Below are 23,744 nucleotides of genomic sequence, written 5' to 3'. Positions count from 1 at the left end.
TGGGGAAAGTCAATCTTAGCGGTCGGTACTCTCAAAAATTTTGTCGGCTGAAGCCGCTACAAAGCCAGAATATAATTTGCCATCCGCTTGCGGATAACGCTTGGCGAACTCATAAAAGCCCCCGGGAATCTCCTGTGACTCATCAGCAAATGACACCATGACCTTATCCGCCATCGTCGATGATTGCTCTAACAGAACATCCGGCGTGCCTTTAACTTCACCTCCTGACGTATTGATGGTAAACCCTGACTCACGTAGATAGTCATTCACTTGTTTCACTTGCTCAAAGCGATTGAGCTGATTGACACTCACCGTAAAATGATTGGCTCCGTACCCATGCGCCGCTAACCATGCGGCGTATTCACTTTCCAAGGCCAGTGTTTGATACTCTGCAAAACTTAACGACCAAGGGCGACCTTGATAGAGAAACTGGTTGCCAGCGAAATACGCACTATCAACCTGAGCCACTAAACGTGTAACAATTTCCTGCAGCTCAGATGAGCACTCTTCAACCTTTAACTCGCTAATGAACACCTTAGGTAAGGATGGGTCATCATGTTCAAAATGCTTAGCGACCAACTTTTTGCTTTCAAACACATAATCGCCTCCTTCTCGATAACCGAGTTCAAGAAAAGGTTTGGCCAATGTTGCCAGCCCGAGCGACGCTAGGTTAAAAGTACGCAGAGCAATATGATCATTAATCAGAGCTTGGTCTTCTTCAAGCAATTGGTGTACACGCTGCGCCGATGGGCACAAGCGCTTAATATAGTCTTGCCATAAACAATCAAACAGAGCGCAGGGCGTCATATCGCCTCCTCATTTATTCACGCAAAAAGAGAGGTAAGATTTGCTGAGATCCACAATCATCAGCCTGTGACGGTCTTCTATATCATTAAGCCTGCGCTGAGTGTTATCGCTCACTGAGTCGCAGGCTAATCGGTTTAGTCAAGCGACAAGCCGGGGCTAAAGGTTGCTGGAAGTACCGGCGTTTCGCCTTCCATCGATGCCATCGGATAAGCACAATAATCTGCTGCGTAATACGCGCTTGGGCGTAAGTTTCCTGACGCTCCAGGCCCCCCAAATGGCGCATCACCACTGGCACCTGTCAGTTGGCGATTACGATTCACTATCCCAGCACGAATATGTTCAACAAAATAGTCCCACTCACTGTCTTGTGTCGAAACCAGCCCCGCAGAGAGGCCAAATCGCGTGTCGTTGGCCATCTCTACGGCTTGCTCTATGTGTTGATAACGGACGACTTGCAGCAGCGGGCCGAAGTACTCTTCATCTGGCAACTGTTCAATCGCAGTGACATCAATAATCCCGGGAGTAACAAATGCGGCATCACCAGCGCGAGCGTCGACTAAACTCGTGGCACCCAATGAAAGTAAATTGGCTTGCGCTGCCAAAATAAAATCCGCCGCCGCTTTTGAGATTTGCGGACCCATAAATGGCGCAGGCTCAGCAAAAGGCTGATCCACTCGAATGTTTTTTGTCGCAACCACCAGCTTTTCCAAAAGCCGATCGCCTTTTTCACCTTGCGGAATATACAAGCGACGCGCGCAGGTACAGCGCTGCCCAGCACTGATAAACGCGGATTGGATAATGGTATAAACCGCGGCATCAAGATCGCCATAGTGTTCGGAGATTACCATGGGGTTATTCCCCCCCATTTCTAATGCCAGCATCTTACCCGGTTGCCCGGCAAACTGGCGATGCAAAACATGACCTGTGTTCGCGCTGCCCGTGAACAGTAAGCCATCAATACCCTTAGACTCTGCCAGAGCGATACCTGTTTCTTTTGCGCCTTGGACTAAGTTAATTACACCATTTGGAATACCGGCTTGTTGCCAAAGTTTCATGGCAAACTCGCCCGTCATTGGCGTTTGTTCAGAAGGCTTAAATACCACGGTATTGCCAGCCAGAAGCGCTGGCACGATATGACCATTCGGCAGGTGACCAGGGAAGTTATAAGGACCGAACACTGCCATGACCCCGAGTGGACGATGACGCAATACAATTTGGTTACCATTGGCTTCTCGCGTGCTTTCTCCGGTGCGTTCGTGATAAGCACGAATAGAAATGGCTATCTTGCCAGCCATCGCCGCGGCTTCGGTTCGAGTTTCCCACAATGGCTTACCGGTTTCTTGGGCAATGATTTCGGCAATTTGCTCGCTATTGGTTTTCACCAATTCCGCAAAGGTCAACACTACCTTTTCACGTTGCTCGAAGCTTAATCGCTTCCATTCAATTAAGGCATGACGAGCCGCACTCACGGCTTGATCAACTTGAATAGCACTAGCGGCTTTACCTTGCCAAACTGTCTGTTCATTGTATGGACTGGTTGAATGCAGTTGTTCACCTTGTCCTTCTACCCATTGACCTGCAATCCAATGTGTCATCTTAGTATCCTTGTATTATTCGAACCATTTATTGCGCGAGCATACGCACATAATCACCCACGACTAAGTTCAACGCTTCGGCGACCTGAGGAGAAATAATCACACTCTCAGATTCTTTGTCATACGCCGCTTTCGCCGCAGTCGCACGAAAATCTTCAAACAACGTATTCGCAATTAAATAATCTTGTGAACTCGAGTGTTCAGCGATTTGCACCTTGGCACGAAACGAGTCACGCACCGAGTTAATGTTTTTTAAATCGCATTCGACGGTTGGGCCCGCATCAAAAATATCGACGTAGTTACGGCAAGTGAAACCTTCATTTTCCAGCAGCTTTAACGCTGGACGAGTATTCTCGTGAACTTGACCGATCACCGCCTGCGCCTCTTTACTCAATAAGTTGATGTAAATCGGTAGCTTAGGCATCAGGTCGGCAATAAAGCCTTTATTACCGATACCAGTCAAGTAATCAGCCATAGTGAAGTCAATCGAGAAAAAGTGCTCTTGTAGCCACTGCCAGAAAGGTGAATTGCCCTCTTCATCAGAAACGCCACGCATTTCAGCAAAAATGGTCTTCGAGAAACGATGCGGATGTTCAGCCATCATTAAAAAACGGCATTTGGACATTAATCGTCCATTTAATCCACCGCGAAACGTAGGACGCAAAAAGAGAGTGCAGATCTCCGAACATCCCGTGTAGTTATTGCCAAATGTCAGCAACTTAACCACATTATTGACACCCAGCTTCTGCGAAGAGTGCACAATGGTACTGATGTGATACGAGTAAAATGGCACATCCCAGCCAATGGATGCTTCGATGCCAGTACACCCTGCAACCTCACCCGTTTCACTATCAAAACCAACCATCAAATAACCTTCATCACCGGGCTCAGTCACGCTAGATTTACTAAAACTGTATTCCGAGTGCTGAATGCGATTGGTTAATAATTCTTCGTTGACGGGTAAAGAGGTAAAACCGTGGCCGGATTCAACGGCACAAGTATGCAGCGAGTCATAATCAGACATCGCAATAGGACGAACAACCAGCATCGTTACTTCCCTCCTGATGCAAGTAGCTCCTGAGTCGATTCTCAGGTGATGGATGCGCCCCTCGCTTCCGCGCAAGGGGCGATATGCTTAGTTAAACCAAAGAGGCTATCGCCTTATCCAGTTTCGCTAAACCTTGTTCAATTTCTTGTTCACTTATCACTAATGATGGTGTAAAGCGCACGACATTGGCACCTGCAACCAGCATCAATAGGCCATGTTTTCCTGCAGCTACCAAAACATCGCGAGCTCGGCCTTGCCACTGCTCGGTTAGAGCGCCACCCAGTAATAGACCTTTACCGCGAATTTCACTGAAAATTTGGTATTTTTGATTAATCTTCTCTAAGCCTTCACGCATTAAAGCTTCACGCTGCTTAACACCCGCTAGGGTGTCTCGCTGGCTCGTGATATCAACCACCGCTTCGGCCACCGCACATGCGAGGGGATTACCGCCATATGTCGAACCATGTACGCCCACTTTCATGTGCTGAGCTAGTTTGGTCGTTGTTAACATTGCGCCTATTGGGAACCCGCCCCCCAACGATTTTGCGGTACTGAGAATATCAGGTGTAATACCAAGCCCTTGATACGCATAAAAATCACCCGTACGGCCATTGCCCGTTTGCACTTCATCAAAAATCAGTAATGCATTGTGCTTATCGCATAATTCTCGCACAGCTTGTACAAACTCAGGTGTTGGAGACACAATTCCCCCCTCACCTTGAAGGGGTTCCATCATAATCGCGCAAGTGCGATCAGAAATGTGTTGCGTGAGCGCTTCGATATCATTGTATGGCAAATGGGTTACGTTACCTGGCTTTGGCCCAAAGCCATCAGAATAAGCTTCTTGTCCGCCCACCGTGACAGTGAAGAAAGTACGTCCATGGAACCCTTGCTTAAACGCAATAATTTCTGACTTCTCTGAACCATACACATCGGCGGCATAGCGACGAGCTAATTTTAATGCCGCTTCATTAGCTTCGGCGCCAGAGTTAGCAAAAAACACTTTCTCGGCAAAACTGATGTCAGTCAGTTTTTTGGCTAAACGCAGTGCGGGCTCATTGGTCATCACGTTGCTAAGGTGCCACAACTTGTTGCCTTGTTCGTTCAGTGCTTTGACCATCGCTGGGTGACAATGTCCTAAACAGCTCACCGCGATCCCGCCAGCAAAGTCGATGTATTCGTTGCCCTGCTGGTCCCATACTCGAGAGCCTTCCCCTTTCACTGGGATCATTTCCATCGGGTTATAACAAGGCACCATTACCTCATCGAATAAACCGCGCTCTACGTTTTGTTCCATTGTCATTGCACATTCCCTCTCAATACCGCACCGCGAGTCGAGTAATCCATTGTCTTATAAACTAAGTTTAACGGAGATTGTTTCGACTTTTGCTTGATGCAGCATTGTATTTACATTTAATTAACCATTTCAATAGTGATTTATTCTTTTTACTAGCAACCACTTAGCGTCTTTTGAGACGCCTATGATTATTTATGCATCATGCCACTTCTTTTATGAAGTGTTTTTTTGAACTAGCGCAAAAAAAAATTTCAAACCATCGATAAATCATTAGGTTGACGTAAAGCAACGTACTCAGCTGCGCATAGAATTGCAACCAAGACAACCAGTGAAAAGGAAGCTGAGGAATGTTGAGAAAGGTGATCGTTATCAGAGTTCTGAGGGAGTTAGCGCGCTAAAAAGTTGGCCAAAAGTTGGTGCCCTTGCTCCGTTTTGATCGATTCAGGGTGAAATTGTACGGCATCTATCGCCAGCGTTTTATGTTGATAGCCCATAATTTCATCCATCGAACCGTCCGCGAATTGCGTCCAAGCCGTCAACTCAAATTCATCAGGCAATGTCCCGTTTTTCACCACCAGTGAGTGATACCGCGTGACAGTTAAGGGGTTATTGAGCTGCTTAAACACACTGTTTCCGGTGTGAACAATCGGGGAGGTTTTTCCATGCATAACTTGACGGGCTCTGACCACCTCACCACCAAAGGCTTGTGCGATCGCTTGGTGGCCGAGACAAACACCTAGAATCGGTAACTTACCAGCAAAGTACTGAATCGCCGCCAATGAAATACCCGCTTCATTGGGTGTGCATGGCCCAGGAGAGATAACTAAGTGAGAAGGAGCAAGAGCCTCAATACCCGCGATATCAATCTCGTCATTACGAACCACTTTAACCTCAGCGCCCAACTCACAAAAGTATTGGTAAAGGTTATAGGTAAATGAATCGTAGTTATCGATAATCAGCAGCATAAGAAATAAAGTCATGTCAGCATGTTGAAGTGAGCGTATTTTGCAGTAGCCGCAGCGAAAGGCAAGTATAAACTGCCGTTACTTCTCCAATGCAGCAAGAATCGAACAATGGGTTGCGTCTTCATCCACACCACCACAACACGCACTATTAATTTTACTCAACGCGCTGCGAATCTCTCTCAGCTCGGCAATTTTATTGTCGATGATCTCGAGTTTGCTTGAGGTAATGGCCTTAACTTCGGCGCAGCTGTGCTCCGTCGCTTCCAATTTGATCTCCAGTAACTCCCGAATGTCCTCCAAACTTAAGCCTAACGCTTTGGCTTTGAGAATAAATGCCACTTGCTGTTGATTGTTATCGTTATACAAACGATAACCAGATTCACTCCGACCTGCTGGTTTGATCAATTGGTTCTTTTCATAAAAGCGCAACGTATCAGTACTTACGCCGCAGCGTTTCGCTAATTCACCTATCTGGAACATCGTGATACCTTTTTGCATTGTTGTTATCTAAAACGCGAAATATCGTGGGATTTGCAAATAATTTCATCATGCCAAACGATTGCGCGAGCTTTTTTGTAATAAATTAGTTAGAATACGCGCCATCAAAATTTGGATTGTCTGCAACACTTTCACTTCACGGATGAAAACCCAGACTAAGGTTTTTACCAAAATTGGCCAAGTTGTTACCGCTCAAGTAACCCATGTTCACTTTTGGCAAACATCTTAAAACTCCACTTATTTTGAGGAACAAGGAAGCATGAACAACGCTCGTCCTATTCGTCGCGCTTTGATCAGCGTATCAGACAAAACCGGTATTGTTGAGTTCGCTACCGCTCTAGCAGAGCGTGGCGTCGATATTCTTTCTACTGGCGGCACCGCTCGCCTACTTGCCGACAACGGTTTATCAGTGACTGAAGTTTCTGACTATACCGGATTTCCAGAAATGATGGACGGGCGTGTAAAAACGCTCCACCCAAAAGTACACGGTGGTGTACTGGGCCGTCGTGGTCAAGATGATGCCATCATGGCAGAGCACGGCATTAACCCAATTGATATGGTTGTCGTCAACCTATACCCTTTCGCAGAAACCGTGGCTAAAGACGGTTGCACACTCGCAGATGCCGTTGAAAACATTGATATCGGCGGACCAACGATGGTGCGCTCGGCAGCGAAAAACCATAAAGATGTCACCATCGTCGTGAATGCGAAAGATTACACGCGTGTAATTAGCGAAATGGACAGCAACAACCAATCACTTACGCTGGATACTCGCTTTGACCTTGCCATCGCTGCCTTTGAACACACCGCAGCCTACGACGGTATGATCGCCAACTACTTCGGTACCATGGTGCCTAGCTACGGCGAAAATAAAGAAGGTGACCAAGAATCCAAATTCCCTCGCACCTTCAATCAGCAATTCGAGAAAAAACAAGACATGCGCTACGGTGAAAATAGTCACCAAGCTGCCGCCTTCTATGTTGAAGCGAACCCTCAAGAAGCATCGGTATCAACGGCTCGTCAATTACAAGGTAAAGCGTTGTCTTACAACAACATTGCCGACACAGACGCCGCACTTGAGTGTGTCAAAGAATTCAGAGAACCGGCTTGTGTGATCGTTAAACACGCGAACCCATGTGGCGTCGCTCTGGGCAACGACATTCTTGAAGCCTATAACCGAGCGTATCAAACCGATCCAACATCAGCTTTTGGTGGCATCATCGCGTTTAACCAAGAGTTAGACGCAGATACGGCGGCGGCGATTGTTGAACGTCAGTTCGTTGAAGTCATCATTGCACCAAGCGTTTCAGCTCAGGCTGCTGAAGTGGTTGCCGCGAAGAAAAATGTTCGCTTGCTTGAATGTGGCGAGTGGTCGACCAAAACTTCTGGCTTTGATCTAAAACGCGTCAATGGCGGCTTATTGGTTCAGGACCGTGACCAAGGCATGGTCGGTTTGGAAGATCTCAAAGTCGTTTCTAAACGCCAACCAAGCGCTGAAGAGCTTAAAGATGCGCTGTTCTGCTGGAAAGTGGCGAAGTACGTGAAATCGAATGCCATTGTTTACGCCAAAGGCGACATGACTATTGGTGTCGGAGCAGGCCAAATGAGCCGTGTTTATTCCGCTAAGATTGCTGGTATTAAAGCGGCCGATGAAGGCCTTGAAGTGGCTGGTAGCGTGATGGCTTCTGATGCTTTCTTCCCATTCCGTGATGGTATCGATGCGGCAGCAGAAGCGGGAATCAAATGTGTCATTCAGCCGGGCGGTTCTATGCGTGACGAAGAAGTCATTGCCGCGGCAGACGAGCACGGAATGGCAATGATCTTTACAGGCATGCGTCACTTCCGTCACTAATTCAGCATTTAGATGAGATAAGTTTAAAAATTCGTTAAAGCAACGTTTTAAGAATTTAATGCACAGCCATTTTTGAGAGCTCAACAAAAGCACGTACGGTTTATCGCTATAAATCCACATGCTTGATACGGGGGTCTTAGAAATGGCCCAGCAGTAAGGATTAAAAAATGAATGTATTGATTATTGGTGGCGGCGGTCGCGAGCACGCTCTCGGTTGGAAAGTGGCGCAAAACCCAGAAGTTGACAATATCTTTGTTGCACCAGGCAACGCAGGAACGGCGCTTGAGCCAAAGCTGACCAATGTTTCAATTCAGGTTGAAGACATCGAAAAGCTCGTGGCATTCGCTAAAGACAATGCGGTCGATTTAACCATTGTCGGTCCAGAGGCACCTTTGGTGATTGGTGTGGTTGATGCGTTTCGTCAAGCTGGCCTGAAAATCTTTGGCCCAACGCAAGCCGCTGCGCAATTGGAAGGTTCAAAAGCGTTCACTAAAGACTTCTTAGCACGCCATAAGATTCCAACAGCCGCTTACGCCAACTTTACTGAAATCGAACCAGCCATCGAGTACGTACGAGCTCAAGGTGCGCCGATTGTGGTTAAAGCCGACGGCTTGGCCGCAGGTAAAGGCGTTATTGTGGCCATGACGCTAGAAGAAGCCGAAGACGCAATCAAAGACATGCTTGCTGGCAATGCCTTTGGCGATGCAGGCAGCCGCGTGGTTATTGAAGAATTCCTCGATGGCGAGGAAGCAAGCTTTATCGTGATGGTTGACGGCAAAAACGTATTGCCAATGGCGACGAGCCAAGATCATAAACGAGTAGGCGATAAAGACACTGGGCCTAACACTGGTGGGATGGGCGCGTATTCACCTGCTCCAGTAGTCACGCAAGAAATTCATGATCGCATCATGCAAGAAGTGATTTATCCAACCGTAAATGGAATGGCTCAGGAAGGTCATCCATACACAGGTTTCTTATACGCTGGCTTGATGATCGATACAGACGGCACTCCAAAAGTGATTGAGTATAACTGCCGTTTTGGTGACCCAGAGACTCAACCTATCATGATGCGCATGCAATCCGATTTAGTTGAGCTGTGCTTAACCGCAATTGATGGCAAATTGGATCAAGCGGAGTCCAAATGGGACCCACGTGCTTCTATTGGCATCGTATTGGCGGCTGGCGGCTATCCAGGTGATTATCAAAAAGGTGATGTCATTTCTGGTCTGCCGCAGCAGGAAATCGACGGCGAAAAAGTTTTCCACGCTGGAACAAGCGAGAATAACGGCGATGTCGTGACCAGTGGCGGACGCGTACTGTGTGCCACCGCTCTAGGTAACACGGTGCTAGAAGCTCAGCAACGCGCTTATGCACTCAGCAAGCAAATTTCGTGGGATGGCGTCTTCTATCGGAATGATATTGGCTACCGTGCCATTGCTCGTGAACAAAACAGCTAACTCTTTATTATCGCGACAAAAAAGGCGCTCAATGAGCGCCTTTTTTAATCTTCTATCAGCACTGGGCGTTCCACACACCCATGGTCTTCATCGGCTAAGCTAAGTAGCTCAGCAACCACGACTCGATTGCTTCGCAAAGACCCCATAAATGCCACGTAGCTATCAATAGTGGCTAACCGATTAATCACAAAGCTTGGTAGCGTTTGGTTGAACTCAACACGCTCATACGTCTGCCCGGAGCACAATTCAAGTGAAGAACCATCCCAAACCCCTTGCAATAACTCTAAACCGACCTCTTCTTGGGCGACAGAGGTTTGTTGTAGCGTCTTAGCTTCTTGTTGATAGCGAAGTAATTGCTCAGAACTTAAGGGCAATACCTTACCATCAATTCGGTATTGCTGATAAACCGCCTCTCCCGCTTTATTGAAGCGAGCATGGATTTTATAAGGGACTAACCCCTCTTCCGGCTTGATTTGTTCACCTTCACGAATAAATTCACGGACTTGGTTGCCTTCCCAACGATAATCCGATTTATACCAACCGTAATTTCCCGAAAAAACGTAATCGGCGGCGGAATCAGGATTGGAGGATTTTTCGGTATACCAGTAGAAACTGGTGGTGTCGCCCATGGTTTGCCCACCCGTATAATTAACATATAAATCGGGATTTTTAGTAGGGACGACGGCTGAGGAGCAGCCAAGCAAGAATAAACTTATTAATGAAGGAAGAAGGATCTTTTTCATAGTGTTCCAAAAAGAACTGCACTAAGACAAGCTTAGTGCAGTTTATAAATTACTTCACTGAATCTTTCAGTGCTTTACCAGCAACAAATGCAGGAACGTTTGCAGCGGCGATTTGGATTTCAGCACCAGTTTTAGGGTTACGACCAGTACGTGCTGCACGGTGGTTAACTTTGAATGTACCAAAACCAATTAGTTGAACTTGGTCACCCTCTGTAAGTGCGCCAGTCACACCGTCAAGAGTAGCTTCAAGAGCAGCTTTCGCTTGAGCTTTTGAAAGGTCTGCTTTCTCTGCGATAAAGTCGATTAATTGGGTCTTGTTCATTAGGTTTCCCTTCTTATATGTTATTGAATTCTCCTCACTCTAAAGCATAAACGCCCCATCTGGCAAAGGTTTGTAGCCGATCTTTGACTTTCATGACGTACTTTTAACCATATTCTGAGCATCAACTCACAATTTGTCATAGAGCTGGTTAAAAAGCATACTTGATTTCATGACATTCAAACCATATGTACTAAGGTGGAGAGCTCTGGAGCCCCTACGAAATAAGGGCTTTCACCTATTTTCACTCTCAAATATAATACGTTTCCGCACCTAAAATCAGTCTACATAGCGGAACTTTCTACCCTTTCGGGTCGATTACTCTGTAAGGAATTATATGCTGCTGCTGACACTTTATGTCTCCATCGCTATTGGCATTTCGTTTATTTGTTCGGTACTTGAAGCCACGTTATTAAGTATCACTCCTACTTATATCGCTCAACTTAAACAGCAGTCTCATGGCTCTGCTGAAAAACTCGAACGCCTAAAACAGGATATTGATCGCCCACTGGCTTCCATCCTGACCCTCAATACCATTGCCCATACGATTGGCGCAGCGAGCGCTGGTGCGCAAGCCGCTGTCGTCTTTGGCAGTCAGTGGCTTGGACTATTTTCAGCAGTGTTAACCCTGGGGATTCTTCTACTTTCTGAAATCGTACCGAAAACGCTCGGTGCGACTTATTGGCGAGAGCTCGCTCCACTTACTGCGAGTGTCTTGATTGCGATGATCTGGTGGCTAAAACCCTTCGTGTGGTTCTCCGAGTTGATAACGAAACGTCTCTCCAAAGAACAAAGCACACCGCTAATGCGAGATGAATTATCGGCAATGGCAATCCTAGCGAGAGAGAGCGGGGAATTTGCCGAAGGAGAATCGAAAATTCTTGATAACTTACTGCGTATTCAAAACGTTCCGATTACTCAAGTGATGACACCAAGAACGGTACTGTTTCGAGTAAAAGCAGAGATGACCATCAACCGCTTCCTCAAAGACTATAAAGAAACGCCGTTCTCAAGACCGCTCATTTACAGTCAATCCAAGGATAACATCATCGGCTTTGCTCATCGTTTGGAGTTATTTAAGCTGCAACAGGCAGGGATGGGAGAAAAGCAACTTGGTGCGATTATGCGTCCTATCCATGTGGTACTGAATACCTTGTCTCTGCCTAAAGTGTTTGAGCAGATGATGGCACAGCGTCTACAACTTGCCCTTGTGGTTGATGAATATGGCACGGTGCAAGGCATTGTCACTTTAGAAGATATTTTTGAATACTTACTGGGTGAAGAAATCATCGATGAAGCAGACAAAACCACCGACATGCAGCAGCTTGCTTTTCAGAAGTGGGAGCAATGGAAACAAACTCACGGCGTCATAGAAAGCCGTGATGAAAAAGAAGAAGAGTAAGCCAAAGAGTAAAAAGGAGCCTGAAGGCTCCTTTTTTATAACTCAATACCGATATTACTCACGCACTCATCTCTGAGTTCCTGACGTAAATCTTTAATCAGATCGATGTCGCGCTCTGTCGCCTCACGTAACGGGCGGAAAATAGCCCACTGGACATCCCACTCTTCACACACCGCTTCATTTTGTTTTTGATTGTCGTTGGTAATCTCGACGCCCGTATTGGCAAGCTCCAACTGAGCGACTGTTAACACCGACTGTTGACTAATTTCTTGCATGCTTTCATACAAACCTTCCTCACGGTCAAGTAAGCCATGAAGTAAGCTAGACAGTGCGACACAGGCATCAATCGCTGGTAGCACACCATAAATATCAAAATCTTCAGAACTCGGAATGACGTCTTCCAGCTTTTCAAGCTGACGTTCAAAATTCACTTTGGCATTTTTAACCGTCAGTATTTCCCAAACACTATCTAAAATATCACGATAAACTCGCGCTTCAGCGAACTCCGTTTGCTCACAAAACATCGCAAAGTTGGGATACATACGCTCACATAGGCAAGCCATAAAGGTAATCTGTTGCCAAGGTTCTAACTTTTCTAGACGAACCTGAAGTGGATTCTGTAGCATGGTTACTCATTCGTTGCTGAAGAAGACAGCGGAAGTGTACTTGATCTACCGAATGGAAAAAAGCGAAGAACATGAACAATTTTACTCATAAGCTCTATATTCTGACTAAACAAGACCAAACTTACCGCCAATTGCTTGCTGAGCGTGATCTTGAGGATCTCGAGATCACTGAAGACAAACAACAAGCCACAATCTTACTGGCAGCGCCACCTCTAGCAGCCAAGCAGTTGGATGAGTTCCCCAATCTACAATGGTTGCAGTCGGTTTATGCAGGAGTTGAACCTCTGATGACGCCATCACTGCGTCAAGATTACCAACTTACTAATATCAAGGGCATATTTGGCCCGCTGATTGCCGAATATGTTCTCGGCTATAGCCTCCAGTATTATCGTCATTTTGTTCAGTATAAGCAGCAACAAAGCAATCAAGAATGGCATGCTTACTCGTTTGACTCTTTAGCGACCAAAACAATGGTCATACTAGGGACAGGCTCGATTGGGGCGCACTTAGCTCACGCTTCAAATCATTTTGGCATCAAAACAATGGGTATCAATCGCAGTGGTATTCCACCAAAGGGCTCACCCTTTGATACTGTTTATCATATTCAGCAGCTGGAATTAGCACTGGAGAATGCGGATATCATCGTCAATACATTACCCAATACCGAGCAAACGCATCATTTACTTAACCAAGAGTCATTGTCTTTTGCCAAGCAAGCTTTGCTGTTTAATGTTGGACGAGGGAATACGCTGGAAATTACAGGGTTGCTATCCGCCATTGAACAGCAGAATATTGCTCATGCGTACCTTGATGTATTCGACCAAGAACCGCTACCCCAAGACAGCCCTTTATGGCACCATCCAGCAATAACGATTACGCCTCACGTCGCAGCCCCAAGCTTTCCCAAACAGGTCGCGGGCATCTTTGCCGATAATTATTTACAATGGCGAGATGGATTCACTCTCAATCATCAAGTCGATTTTATTCGAGGCTATTGATGCTTGACCAATTATTAAACCAAGTTCGTCAATGCAGAGTATGCGAACCGGAACTACCGCTTGGCGCTAATCCAGTGATACAAGCGAGCGAGAGTGCTAAGCTAATGATTATTGGTCAGGCCCCTGGTACTCGAGTACACAAAACCTCAATCCCTTGGAATGATCCTAGCGGCGATCGACTAAGGCAATGGCTTGAGCTTGATAAAGACGCATTTTATGATCCAGACAATATTGCCATCATGCCGATGGGTCTGTGTTACCCAGGAAAGGCCAAAAGTGGTGATTTACCACCTCGTAAAGAGTGCGCGCCGCTTTGGCATCAACCCGTACTGAATTGCCTGCCGAATATTGGTATGACGCTGCTTATTGGTCAGTATGCGCAAAACTATTATTTGTCCGACAAACCCAAGACACTAACGGAAACTGTAAAGCAATGGGAAAAGTGGGCACCACAATACTTACCATTGCCCCACCCTTCGCCGCGAAATACGCTTTGGTTAAGGAAAAATCCTTGGTTCGAGGAAGAAGTCATTCCTTTTATTCGTCGCTATGTTCATCAACACTTAGCGATCGATCCCAACACGTTGGATAATCATAACTCACCGAATAGAGCGTAAGTAATGCGGCGAAAACACCTTGGGCCGAATGAATAAGCTCGAGATCAAGAACTGAAGGCGCTTGTTTCAAGATAAGTAAACTAACTATTTTTTATAGACTGAGAAAAGCGCCAACATTTCGGTGGGGACGCCTAGTCTGAGGCTTAGTATGATGGCGGAGCGGTTGGACTGGCACCCTGCGGGGCCCGAACCCATAAATACCTTCGGCAGTGTGACAGGCCGCTTTTCTTTCAAGGTCAATAAGCGAACCCACTGAACGAGCACTTCTGCATTACTCACCTTTCTCCAGACGTAAAAAAGCCCCAGTCTTTCGACTGAGGCTTAGTATAAATGGCGGAGTGGACGGGACTCGAACCCGCGACCCCCGGCGTGACAGGCCGGTATTCTAACCAACTGAACTACCACTCCGCAGTGGTATACCTGCTTAATAAAGCAAGTTCACTAAATTTAAAGCCTGGCGATGTCCTACTCTCACATGGGGAAGCCCCACACTACCATCGGCGCTAATTCGTTTCACTTCTGAGTTCGGCATGGAATCAGGTGGGTCCAAATCGCTATGGTCGCCAAGCAAATTCTTTTTAAACCCGCTCATTCAAGCAAGTTTATCTGTTTTACTTTCACTTTTTCTAAAAAAGTGAAAACAAAAAGTTTGGAAAGCTGGTTTCGTTCTGTTTCTTACACATTCAATTCTGTTCTTGCTTTGAGCCCACAAAACCCCTTGGGTGTTGTATGGTTAAGCCTCACGGGCAATTAGTACAGGTTAGCTCAACGCCTCACAACGCTTACACACCCTGCCTATCAACGTCGTAGTCTACGACAACCCTTTAGGACGCTTAAAGCGCCAGGGAGAACTCATCTCAAGGCTTGCTTCCCGCTTAGATGCTTTCAGCGGTTATCAATTCCGAACTTAGCTACCGGGCAATGCGTCTGGCGACACAACCCGAACACCAGAGGTTCGTCCACTCCGGTCCTCTCGTACTAGGAGCAGCCCCTTTCAATTCTCCAACGCCCACGGCAGATAGGGACCGAACTGTCTCACGACGTTCTAAACCCAGCTCGCGTACCACTTTAAATGGCGAACAGCCATACCCTTGGGACCGACTTCAGCCCCAGGATGTGATGAGCCGACATCGAGGTGCCAAACACCGCCGTCGATATGAACTCTTGGGCGGTATCAGCCTGTTATCCCCGGAGTACCTTTTATCCGTTGAGCGATGGCCCTTCCATTCAGAACCACCGGATCACTATGACCTGCTTTCGCACCTGCTCGAATTGTCATTCTCGCAGTCAAGCGGGCTTATGCCATTGCACTAACCTCACGATGTCCAACCGTGATTAGCCCACCTTCGTGCTCCTCCGTTACTCTTTGGGAGGAGACCGCCCCAGTCAAACTACCCACCAGGCACTGTCCTCATCCCCGATTAGGGGACCAAGTTAGAACATCAAACATACAAGGGTGGTATTTCAAGGATGGCTCCATAACCACTGGCGTGATTACTTCAAAGCCTCCCACCTATCCTACACATGTAGGCTCAATGTTCAGTGCCAAGCTGTAGTAAAGGTTCACGGGGTCTTTCCGTCTAGCCGCGGGTACACTGCATCTTCACAGCGATTTCAATTTCACTGAGTCTCGGGTGGAGACAGCGTGGCCATCATTACGCCATTCGTGCAGGTCGGAACTTACCCGACAAGGAATTTCGCTACCTTAGGACCGTTATAGTTACGGCCGCCGTTTACCGGGGCTTCGATCAAGAGCGTCGACCGAAGTCTAACCCCATCAATTAACCTTCCGGCACCGGGCAGGCGTCACACCGTATACGTCATCTTACGATTTTGCACAGTGCTGTGTTTTTAATAAACAGTTGCAGCCACCTGGTATCTGCGACTTCCGATAGCTCCATCCGCAAGAGACTTCACCGTCAGAAGCGTACCTTCTCCCGAAGTTACGGTACCATTTTGCCTAGTTCCTTCACCCGAGTTCTCTCAAGCGCCTTGGTATTCTCTACCCGACCACCTGTGTCGGTTTGGGGTACGATTCCTTACAATCTGAAGCTTAGAGGCTTTTCCTGGAAGCATGGCATCAATGACTTCACCACCGTAGTGGCTCGACATCGTGTCTCGACCTTAGAAAGAGCCGGATTTACCTAACTCTTAAGTCTACGCACTTGAACCTGGACAACCGTCGCCAGGCCCACCTAGCCTTCTCCGTCCCCCCATCGCAATTGTAAGAAGTACGGGAATATTAACCCGTTTCCCATCGACTACGCCTTTCGGCCTCGCCTTAGGGGTCGACTTACCCTGCCCCGATTAACGTTGGACAGGAACCCTTGGTCTTCCGGCGAGGAGGTTTTTCACCCCCTTTATCGTTACTCATGTCAGCATTCGCACTTCTGATACGTCCAGCATGCGTTACCACACACCTTCAACCGCTTACAGAACGCTCCCCTACCCAATACAATAAATTGCATTGCCGCAGCTTCGGTTTATTGCTTAGCCCCGTTACATCTTCCGCGCAGGCCGACTCGACTAGTGAGCTATTACGCTTTCTTTAAATGATGGCTGCTTCTAAGCCAACATCCTAGCTGTCTAAGCCTTCCCACATCGTTTCCCACTTAGCAATAATTTGGGACCTTAGCTGGCGGTCTGGGTTGTTTCCCTCTCCACGACGGACGTTAGCACCCGCCGTGTGTCTCCCGGATAGTACTTACTGGTATTCGGAGTTTGCAAAGGGTTGGTAAGTCGGGATGACCCCCTAGCCTTAACAGTGCTCTACCCCCAGTAGTATTCGTCCGAGGCGCTACCTAAATAGCTTTCGGGGAGAACCAGCTATCTCCGAGTTTGATTGGCCTTTCACCCCTAGCCACAAGTCATCCGCTAATTTTTCAACATTAGTCGGTTCGGTCCTCCAATTGATGTTACTCAATCTTCAACCTGCCCATGGCTAGATCACTCGGTTTCGGGTCTATATCCAGAGACTAAAGCGCCCAGTTAAGACTCGGTTTCCCTACGGCTCCCCTATGCGGTTAACCTTGCCACTGAATATAAGTCGCTGACCCATTATACAAAAGGTACGCAGTCACACCACGAAGGTGCTCCTACTGCTTGTACGTACACGGTTTCAGGTTCTATTTCACTCCCCTCACAGGGGTTCTTTTCGCCTTTCCCTCACGGTACTGGTTCACTATCGGTCAGTCAGGAGTATTTAGCCTTGGAGGATGGTCCCCCCATCTTCAAACAGGATATCACGTGTCCCGCCTTACTCGTTTTCACTCAAAATGATGGAGCGGCTACGGGGCTATCACCCTTTATTGCCAAGCTTTCCAGCTTGTTCACCTGCATCATTAAAAGCTTAAGGGCTAATCCGATTTCGCTCGCCGCTACTGTCGGAATCTCGGTTGATTTCTTTTCCTTCGGGTACTTAGATGTTTCAGTTCCCCGAGTTCGCCTCTTACAGCTATGTATTCACTGCAAGATAAGTGCTTATGCACTTGGGTTTCCCCATTCGGAAATCGTAGACTCAAGTGGCTCTTACTGCCTCATCTACGCTTATCGCAAGTTAGTACGTCCTTCATCGCCTCTGACTGCCAAGGCATCCACCGTGTACGCTTAGTCACTTAACCATACAACCCCAAAGGGTCTTACGTATGGCTCATTTGATTTCACTTTTTAAAGTGAAGACAAATAAGCAACCAAGGTTTGTGTCTCTCATTATTTGAATGAGCGAGAGACATTTCGATTTTGCCGGACTCAAATATGAACAACGTAATGTTGTTCCCAAGAACACTTGAATGTGTATTTTGGTACCTACATCTCTGAGAGATATAGGATTTGAGAACTTTTATTTGAATAACAACGCTTATCAAAAGATAAGGGGATTGTTGTTATTCGTCAGCTTTCCAAATTGTTAAAGAGCAAGTGTTGTTCTATAAAAAGAACCACTTTCTAAACATTCTCAGACGGTCAGAATCCGAACCATATTCATTGAGAACTGGTTTGGAATTGTGTATCCAAGAATTCTTAGAGAGTGGTGGGCGATACCGGGCTCGAACCAGTGACCCCCTGCTTGTAAGGCAGGTGCTCTCCCAACTGAGCTAATCGCCCACATTATTTTCTTACCGAAACGTAAGCATTTCCGCGGGAGGAAATGGTGGGTCGTGCAGGATTCGAACCTGCGACCAATTGATTAAAAGTCAACTGCTCTACCAACTGAGCTAACGACCCATGGTATCCCGTAGGGGAGTCGAACCCCTGTTACCGCCGTGAAAGGGCGGTGTCCTAGGCCTCTAGACGAACGGGACACTAATCGTAAGCGTTTGGGAACGCTTAATACTCTAAAACCGTATAAACCATCAATCTGTGTGAACACTCATCGCAATAATCTTCGTATTAAGGAGGTGATCCAGCGCCAGGTTCCCCTAGCGCTACCTTGTTACGACTTCACCCCAGTCATGAACCACAAAGTGGTAAGCGTTCCCCCGAAGGTTAAACTACCTACTTCTTTTGCAGCCCACTCCCATGGTGTGACGGGCGGTGTGTACAAGGCCCGGGAACGTATTCACCGTGGCATTCTGATCCACGATTACTAGCGATTCCGACTTCATGGAGTCGAGTTGCAGACTCCAATCCGGACTACGACGCACTTTTTGGGATTCGCTCACTCTCGCAAGTTGGCCGCCCTCTGTATGCGCCATTGTAGCACGTGTGTAGCCCTACTCGTAAGGGCCATGATGACTTGACGTCGTCCCCACCTTCCTCCGGTTTATCACCGGCAGTCTCCCTGGAGTTCCCGACATGACTCGCTGGCAAACAAGGATAAGGGTTGCGCTCGTTGCGGGACTTAACCCAACATTTCACAACACGAGCTGACGACAGCCATGCAGCACCTGTCTCAGAGCTCCCGAAGGCACCAAGGCATCTCTGCCAAGTTCTCTGGATGTCAAGAGTAGGTAAGGTTCTTCGCGTTGCATCGAATTAAACCACATGCTCCACCGCTTGTGCGGGCCCCCGTCAATTCATTTGAGTTTTAATCTTGCGACCGTACTCCCCAGGCGGTCTACTTAACGCGTTAGCTCCGAAAGCCACTCCTCAAGGGAACAACCTCCAAGTAGACATCGTTTACGGCGTGGACTACCAGGGTATCTAATCCTGTTTGCTCCCCACGCTTTCGCATCTGAGTGTCAGTATCTGTCCAGGGGGCCGCCTTCGCCACTGGTATTCCTTCAGATCTCTACGCATTTCACCGCTACACCTGAAATTCTACCCCCCTCTACAGTACTCTAGCCTGCCAGTTTCAAATGCTATTCCGAGGTTGAGCCCCGGGCTTTCACATCTGACTTAACAAACCACCTGCATGCGCTTTACGCCCAGTAATTCCGATTAACGCTCGCACCCTCCGTATTACCGCGGCTGCTGGCACGGAGTTAGCCGGTGCTTCTTCTGCAGCTAACGTCAAACAATGCATCTATTAAATACATTGCCTTCCTCACTGCTGAAAGTGCTTTACAACCCGAAGGCCTTCTTCACACACGCGGCATGGCTGCATCAGGCTTGCGCCCATTGTGCAATATTCCCCACTGCTGCCTCCCGTAGGAGTCTGGGCCGTGTCTCAGTCCCAGTGTGGCTGATCATCCTCTCAGACCAGCTAGGGATCGTTGCCTTGGTGAGCCCTTACCTCACCAACTAGCTAATCCCACCTGGGCATATCCTGACGCGAGAGGCCCGAAGGTCCCCCTCTTTGAGCCGAAGCTATTATGCGGTATTAGCCATCGTTTCCAATGGTTATCCCCCACATCAGGGCAATTTCCCAGGCATTACTCACCCGTCCGCCGCTCGACGCCGTTAACGTCACCCGAAGGGTCAGTTAACTCGTTTCCGCTCGACTTGCATGTGTTAGGCCTGCCGCCAGCGTTCAATCTGAGCCATGATCAAACTCTTCAATTTAAAGTTTTTTGGCTCAATGAATACTGATTACATTACATAGTAATGTTGAATTGACTGTGCCAAGACCGAAGTCTTGATTGGTCACTCAGTTCATTGAAACCTCAGTTGATTCTTTAGAATCATCTTTGATTATCATCAACGAGTGCCCACACAGATTGATAGGTTTATATTGTTAAAGAGCTTTGCTTTCAGTGCCTTAGCACTTAGGCAGGACGCGTATAATACGCGACTGACTTTCTAAGTCAACATAAAACTCTACGCTTTCGAAAGTTTTATGGTGACTTGCCTAACAAGTAGACAAAGTCGAACCTTTTGTCTTCACTTTTTTAAAAAAGTGAAAATAAATAGGAGCCTGGCGATGTCCTACTCTCACATGGGGAAGCCCCACACTACCATCGGCGCTAATTCGTTTCACTTCTGAGTTCGGCATGGAAATCAGGTGGGTCCAAATCGCTATGGTCGCCAAGCAAATTCTTTTTAAACCCGCTTATTCAAGCAAGTTTAATAATCTGGAAAGCTGTTTTTCGTTCTGTTTCTTACACATTCAATTCTGTTCTTGCTTTGAGCCCACAAAACCCCTTGGGTGTTGTATGGTTAAGCCTCACGGGCAATTAGTACAGGTTAGCTCAACGCCTCACAACGCTTACACACCCTGCCTATCAACGTCGTAGTCTACGACAACCCTTTAGGACGCTTAAAGCGCCAGGGAGAACTCATCTCAAGGCTTGCTTCCCGCTTAGATGCTTTCAGCGGTTATCAATTCCGAACTTAGCTACCGGGCAATGCGTCTGGCGACACAACCCGAACACCAGAGGTTCGTCCACTCCGGTCCTCTCGTACTAGGAGCAGCCCCTTTCAATTCTCCAACGCCCACGGCAGATAGGGACCGAACTGTCTCACGACGTTCTAAACCCAGCTCGCGTACCACTTTAAATGGCGAACAGCCATACCCTTGGGACCGACTTCAGCCCCAGGATGTGATGAGCCGACATCGAGGTGCCAAACACCGCCGTCGATATGAACTCTTGGGCGGTATCAGCCTGTTATCCCCGGAGTACCTTTTATCCGTTGAGCGATGGCCCTTCCATTCAGAACCACCGGATCACTATGACCTGCTTTCGCACCTGCTCGAATTGTCATTCTCGCAGTCAAGCGGGCTTATGCCATTGCACTAACCTCACGATGTCCAACCGTGATTAGCCCACCTTCGTGCTCCTCCGTTACTCTTTGGGAGGAGACCGCCCCAGTCAAACTACCCACCAGGCACTGTCCTCATCCCCGATTAGGGGACCAAGTTAGAACATCAAACATACAAGGGTGGTATTTCAAGGATGGCTCCATAACCACTGGCGTGATTACTTCAAAGCCTCCCACCTATCCTACACATGTAGGCTCAATGTTCAGTGCCAAGCTGTAGTAAAGGTTCACGGGGTCTTTCCGTCTAGCCGCGGGTACACTGCATCTTCACAGCGATTTCAATTTCACTGAGTCTCGGGTGGAGACAGCGTGGCCATCATTACGCCATTCGTGCAGGTCGGAACTTACCCGACAAGGAATTTCGCTACCTTAGGACCGTTATAGTTACGGCCGCCGTTTACCGGGGCTTCGATCAAGAGCGTCGACCGAAGTCTAACCCCATCAATTAACCTTCCGGCACCGGGCAGGCGTCACACCGTATACGTCATCTTACGATTTTGCACAGTGCTGTGTTTTTAATAAACAGTTGCAGCCACCTGGTATCTGCGACTTCCGATAGCTCCATCCGCAAGAGACTTCACCGTCAGAAGCGTACCTTCTCCCGAAGTTACGGTACCATTTTGCCTAGTTCCTTCACCCGAGTTCTCTCAAGCGCCTTGGTATTCTCTACCCGACCACCTGTGTCGGTTTGGGGTACGATTCCTTACAATCTGAAGCTTAGAGGCTTTTCCTGGAAGCATGGCATCAATGACTTCACCACCGTAGTGGCTCGACATCGTGTCTCGACCTTAGAAAGAGCCGGATTTACCTAACTCTTAAGTCTACGCACTTGAACCTGGACAACCGTCGCCAGGCCCACCTAGCCTTCTCCGTCCCCCCATCGCAATTGTAAGAAGTACGGGAATATTAACCCGTTTCCCATCGACTACGCCTTTCGGCCTCGCCTTAGGGGTCGACTTACCCTGCCCCGATTAACGTTGGACAGGAACCCTTGGTCTTCCGGCGAGGAGGTTTTTCACCCCCTTTATCGTTACTCATGTCAGCATTCGCACTTCTGATACGTCCAGCATGCGTTACCACACACCTTCAACCGCTTACAGAACGCTCCCCTACCCAATACGATAAATCGCATTGCCGCAGCTTCGGTTTATTGCTTAGCCCCGTTACATCTTCCGCGCAGGCCGACTCGACTAGTGAGCTATTACGCTTTCTTTAAATGATGGCTGCTTCTAAGCCAACATCCTAGCTGTCTAAGCCTTCCCACATCGTTTCCCACTTAGCAATAATTTGGGACCTTAGCTGGCGGTCTGGGTTGTTTCCCTCTCCACGACGGACGTTAGCACCCGCCGTGTGTCTCCCGGATAGTACTTACTGGTATTCGGAGTTTGCAAAGGGTTGGTAAGTCGGGATGACCCCCTAGCCTTAACAGTGCTCTACCCCCAGTAGTATTCGTCCGAGGCGCTACCTAAATAGCTTTCGGGGAGAACCAGCTATCTCCGAGTTTGATTGGCCTTTCACCCCTAGCCACAAGTCATCCGCTAATTTTTCAACATTAGTCGGTTCGGTCCTCCAATTGATGTTACTCAATCTTCAACCTGCCCATGGCTAGATCACTCGGTTTCGGGTCTATATCCAGAGACTAAATCGCCCAGTTAAGACTCGGTTTCCCTACGGCTCCCCTATACGGTTAACCTTGCCACTGAATATAAGTCGCTGACCCATTATACAAAAGGTACGCAGTCACACCACGAAGGTGCTCCTACTGCTTGTACGTACACGGTTTCAGGTTCTATTTCACTCCCCTCACAGGGGTTCTTTTCGCCTTTCCCTCACGGTACTGGTTCACTATCGGTCAGTCAGGAGTATTTAGCCTTGGAGGATGGTCCCCCCATCTTCAAACAGGATATCACGTGTCCCGCCTTACTCGTTTTCACTTAAAATGATGGAGCGGCTACGGGGCTATCACCCTTTATTGCCAAGCTTTCCAGCTTGTTCACCTGCATCATTAAAAGCTTAAGGGCTAATCCGATTTCGCTCGCCGCTACTGTCGGAATCTCGGTTGATTTCTTTTCCTTCGGGTACTTAGATGTTTCAGTTCCCCGAGTTCGCCTCTTACAGCTATGTATTCACTGCAAGATAAGTGCTTATGCACTTGGGTTTCCCCATTCGGAAATCGTAGACTCAAGTGGCTCTTACTGCCTCATCTACGCTTATCGCAAGTTAGTACGTCCTTCATCGCCTCTGACTGCCAAGGCATCCACCGTGTACGCTTAGTCACTTAACCATACAACCCCAAAGGGTCTTACGTATGGCTCATTTGATTTCACTTTTTAAAGTGAAGACAAATAAGCAACCAAGGTTTGTGTCTCTCATTATTTGAATG

General features: G+C 47.8%; 14 protein-coding genes, 4 tRNA genes, 5 rRNA genes and 1 pseudogene. 6 read left to right on the top strand and 18 right to left on the bottom strand.

What is annotated here, in order from left to right:
- Positions 1–15: 15 nt before the first annotated feature.
- The 6 genes from M1D72_RS08095 to zntR all read right to left on the bottom strand — a co-directional run bounded on the left by M1D72_RS08095 (position 16) and on the right by zntR (position 6,192).
- Entirely contained in the window at positions 16–807 is a 792-nt protein-coding gene (locus M1D72_RS08095) for a 2-oxoadipate dioxygenase/decarboxylase family protein (RefSeq protein ID WP_456296574.1), read from the bottom strand.
- A gap of 134 nt (positions 808–941) precedes the next feature.
- Positions 942–2,402 (bottom strand): succinylglutamate-semialdehyde dehydrogenase, encoded by a 1,461-nt coding sequence (gene astD, locus M1D72_RS08090; protein WP_456296573.1) that lies wholly within the window; start codon positions 2,400–2,402, stop codon positions 942–944.
- A gap of 28 nt (positions 2,403–2,430) precedes the next feature.
- Positions 2,431–3,450, bottom strand: a complete 1,020-nt coding sequence (gene astA / locus M1D72_RS08085) for an arginine N-succinyltransferase (RefSeq protein ID WP_456296572.1) — start codon at positions 3,448–3,450, stop codon at positions 2,431–2,433.
- Between the two features lie 91 nt (positions 3,451–3,541).
- Positions 3,542–4,753 carry an aspartate aminotransferase family protein gene (locus tag M1D72_RS08080; protein ID WP_456296571.1) on the bottom strand — a complete coding sequence of 404 codons (1,212 nt, stop codon included), beginning with the start codon at positions 4,751–4,753 and terminating at the stop codon, positions 3,542–3,544.
- 380 nt (positions 4,754–5,133) lie between these two features.
- Entirely contained in the window at positions 5,134–5,712 is a 579-nt protein-coding gene (locus tag M1D72_RS08075) for an aminodeoxychorismate/anthranilate synthase component II (protein WP_390196628.1), read from the bottom strand.
- A gap of 78 nt (positions 5,713–5,790) precedes the next feature.
- Positions 5,791–6,192: a Zn(2+)-responsive transcriptional regulator gene (gene zntR, locus M1D72_RS08070; RefSeq protein ID WP_390196333.1), complete on the bottom strand. Its 402-nt coding sequence runs from the start codon at positions 6,190–6,192 to the stop codon at positions 5,791–5,793.
- Between the two features lie 61 nt (positions 6,193–6,253).
- Between zntR and M1D72_RS08065 the strand changes: the two are divergent.
- From M1D72_RS08065 to purD, 3 genes and pseudogenes are all read left to right on the top strand, one after another.
- Positions 6,254–6,322 (top strand): annotated as a pseudogene (locus tag M1D72_RS08065) (phosphoribosylamine--glycine ligase); the annotation flags it as partial.
- Positions 6,323–6,469: 147 nt separating this feature from the next.
- Positions 6,470–8,062 carry a bifunctional phosphoribosylaminoimidazolecarboxamide formyltransferase/IMP cyclohydrolase gene (gene purH / locus M1D72_RS08060; RefSeq protein ID WP_456296570.1) on the top strand — a complete coding sequence of 531 codons (1,593 nt, stop codon included), beginning with the start codon at positions 6,470–6,472 and terminating at the stop codon, positions 8,060–8,062.
- Between the two features lie 167 nt (positions 8,063–8,229).
- Positions 8,230–9,519, top strand: coding sequence for a phosphoribosylamine--glycine ligase (gene purD, locus M1D72_RS08055; RefSeq protein ID WP_456296569.1), 1,290 nt, complete (start codon positions 8,230–8,232; stop codon positions 9,517–9,519).
- 44 nt (positions 9,520–9,563) lie between these two features.
- Here the strand turns inward: purD and M1D72_RS08050 are convergent, their stop codons facing one another.
- Together M1D72_RS08050 and hupA are read right to left on the bottom strand one after the other, a co-directional pair.
- Positions 9,564–10,262: a DUF1481 domain-containing protein gene (locus M1D72_RS08050; RefSeq protein ID WP_390196324.1), complete on the bottom strand. Its 699-nt coding sequence runs from the start codon at positions 10,260–10,262 to the stop codon at positions 9,564–9,566.
- Positions 10,263–10,311: 49 nt separating this feature from the next.
- Positions 10,312–10,584 carry a nucleoid-associated protein HU-alpha gene (gene hupA, locus M1D72_RS08045; protein WP_390196320.1) on the bottom strand — a complete coding sequence of 91 codons (273 nt, stop codon included), beginning with the start codon at positions 10,582–10,584 and terminating at the stop codon, positions 10,312–10,314.
- A gap of 334 nt (positions 10,585–10,918) precedes the next feature.
- On the opposite strand from hupA, the gene M1D72_RS08040 reads away from it, so the two are divergent.
- Positions 10,919–11,983: a CNNM domain-containing protein gene (locus tag M1D72_RS08040; protein ID WP_390196318.1), complete on the top strand. Its 1,065-nt coding sequence runs from the start codon at positions 10,919–10,921 to the stop codon at positions 11,981–11,983.
- A gap of 35 nt (positions 11,984–12,018) precedes the next feature.
- On the opposite strand, the gene M1D72_RS08035 is transcribed toward M1D72_RS08040, so the two are convergent.
- The gene (locus M1D72_RS08035) at positions 12,019–12,609 is read right to left on the bottom strand and encodes a YjaG family protein (RefSeq protein ID WP_390196315.1); all 591 of its coding nucleotides are present in this window, start codon (positions 12,607–12,609) and stop codon (positions 12,019–12,021) included.
- A 71-nt stretch (positions 12,610–12,680) separates the two neighbouring features.
- Between M1D72_RS08035 and M1D72_RS08030 the strand changes: the two genes are divergently transcribed.
- Complete coding sequence (locus tag M1D72_RS08030; protein ID WP_456296568.1) at positions 12,681–13,607, top strand: D-2-hydroxyacid dehydrogenase; 927 nt, start codon at positions 12,681–12,683, stop codon at positions 13,605–13,607.
- Positions 13,607–14,224, top strand: a complete 618-nt coding sequence (locus tag M1D72_RS08025) for a uracil-DNA glycosylase family protein (RefSeq protein WP_456296567.1) — start codon at positions 13,607–13,609, stop codon at positions 14,222–14,224. The genes M1D72_RS08030 and M1D72_RS08025 overlap by 1 nt, the downstream gene beginning before the upstream one ends.
- 331 nt (positions 14,225–14,555) lie before the next feature.
- Here the strand turns inward: M1D72_RS08025 and M1D72_RS08020 are convergent.
- From M1D72_RS08020 to M1D72_RS07980, 9 genes are all read right to left on the bottom strand, one after another.
- Positions 14,556–14,632, bottom strand: a tRNA-Asp gene (locus M1D72_RS08020).
- Positions 14,633–14,676: 44 nt separating this feature from the next.
- Positions 14,677–14,792: ribosomal RNA gene (gene rrf, locus M1D72_RS08015) — 5S ribosomal RNA — on the bottom strand.
- 161 nt (positions 14,793–14,953) lie between these two features.
- Positions 14,954–17,844 (bottom strand): 23S ribosomal RNA (locus M1D72_RS08010).
- A gap of 405 nt (positions 17,845–18,249) precedes the next feature.
- A tRNA-Val gene (locus tag M1D72_RS08005) sits at positions 18,250–18,325 on the bottom strand.
- Between the two features lie 44 nt (positions 18,326–18,369).
- A tRNA-Lys gene (locus tag M1D72_RS08000) sits at positions 18,370–18,445 on the bottom strand.
- Between the two features lies 1 nt (position 18,446).
- Positions 18,447–18,522: transfer RNA gene (locus tag M1D72_RS07995), tRNA-Glu, on the bottom strand.
- Positions 18,523–18,611: 89 nt separating this feature from the next.
- Positions 18,612–20,164 (bottom strand): 16S ribosomal RNA (locus M1D72_RS07990).
- A gap of 350 nt (positions 20,165–20,514) precedes the next feature.
- A 5S ribosomal RNA gene (gene rrf / locus M1D72_RS07985) occupies positions 20,515–20,631 on the bottom strand.
- A gap of 123 nt (positions 20,632–20,754) precedes the next feature.
- Positions 20,755–23,645, bottom strand: a 23S ribosomal RNA gene (locus M1D72_RS07980).
- The 16S, 23S and 5S rRNA genes sit together here with 4 tRNA genes alongside, the layout of an rRNA operon.
- Between the last annotated feature and the right edge of the window lie 99 nt (positions 23,646–23,744).

The organism is Vibrio sp. AK197 (assembly GCF_053903115.1).
This window is presented reverse-complemented; position numbering and strand designations above follow the sequence as displayed.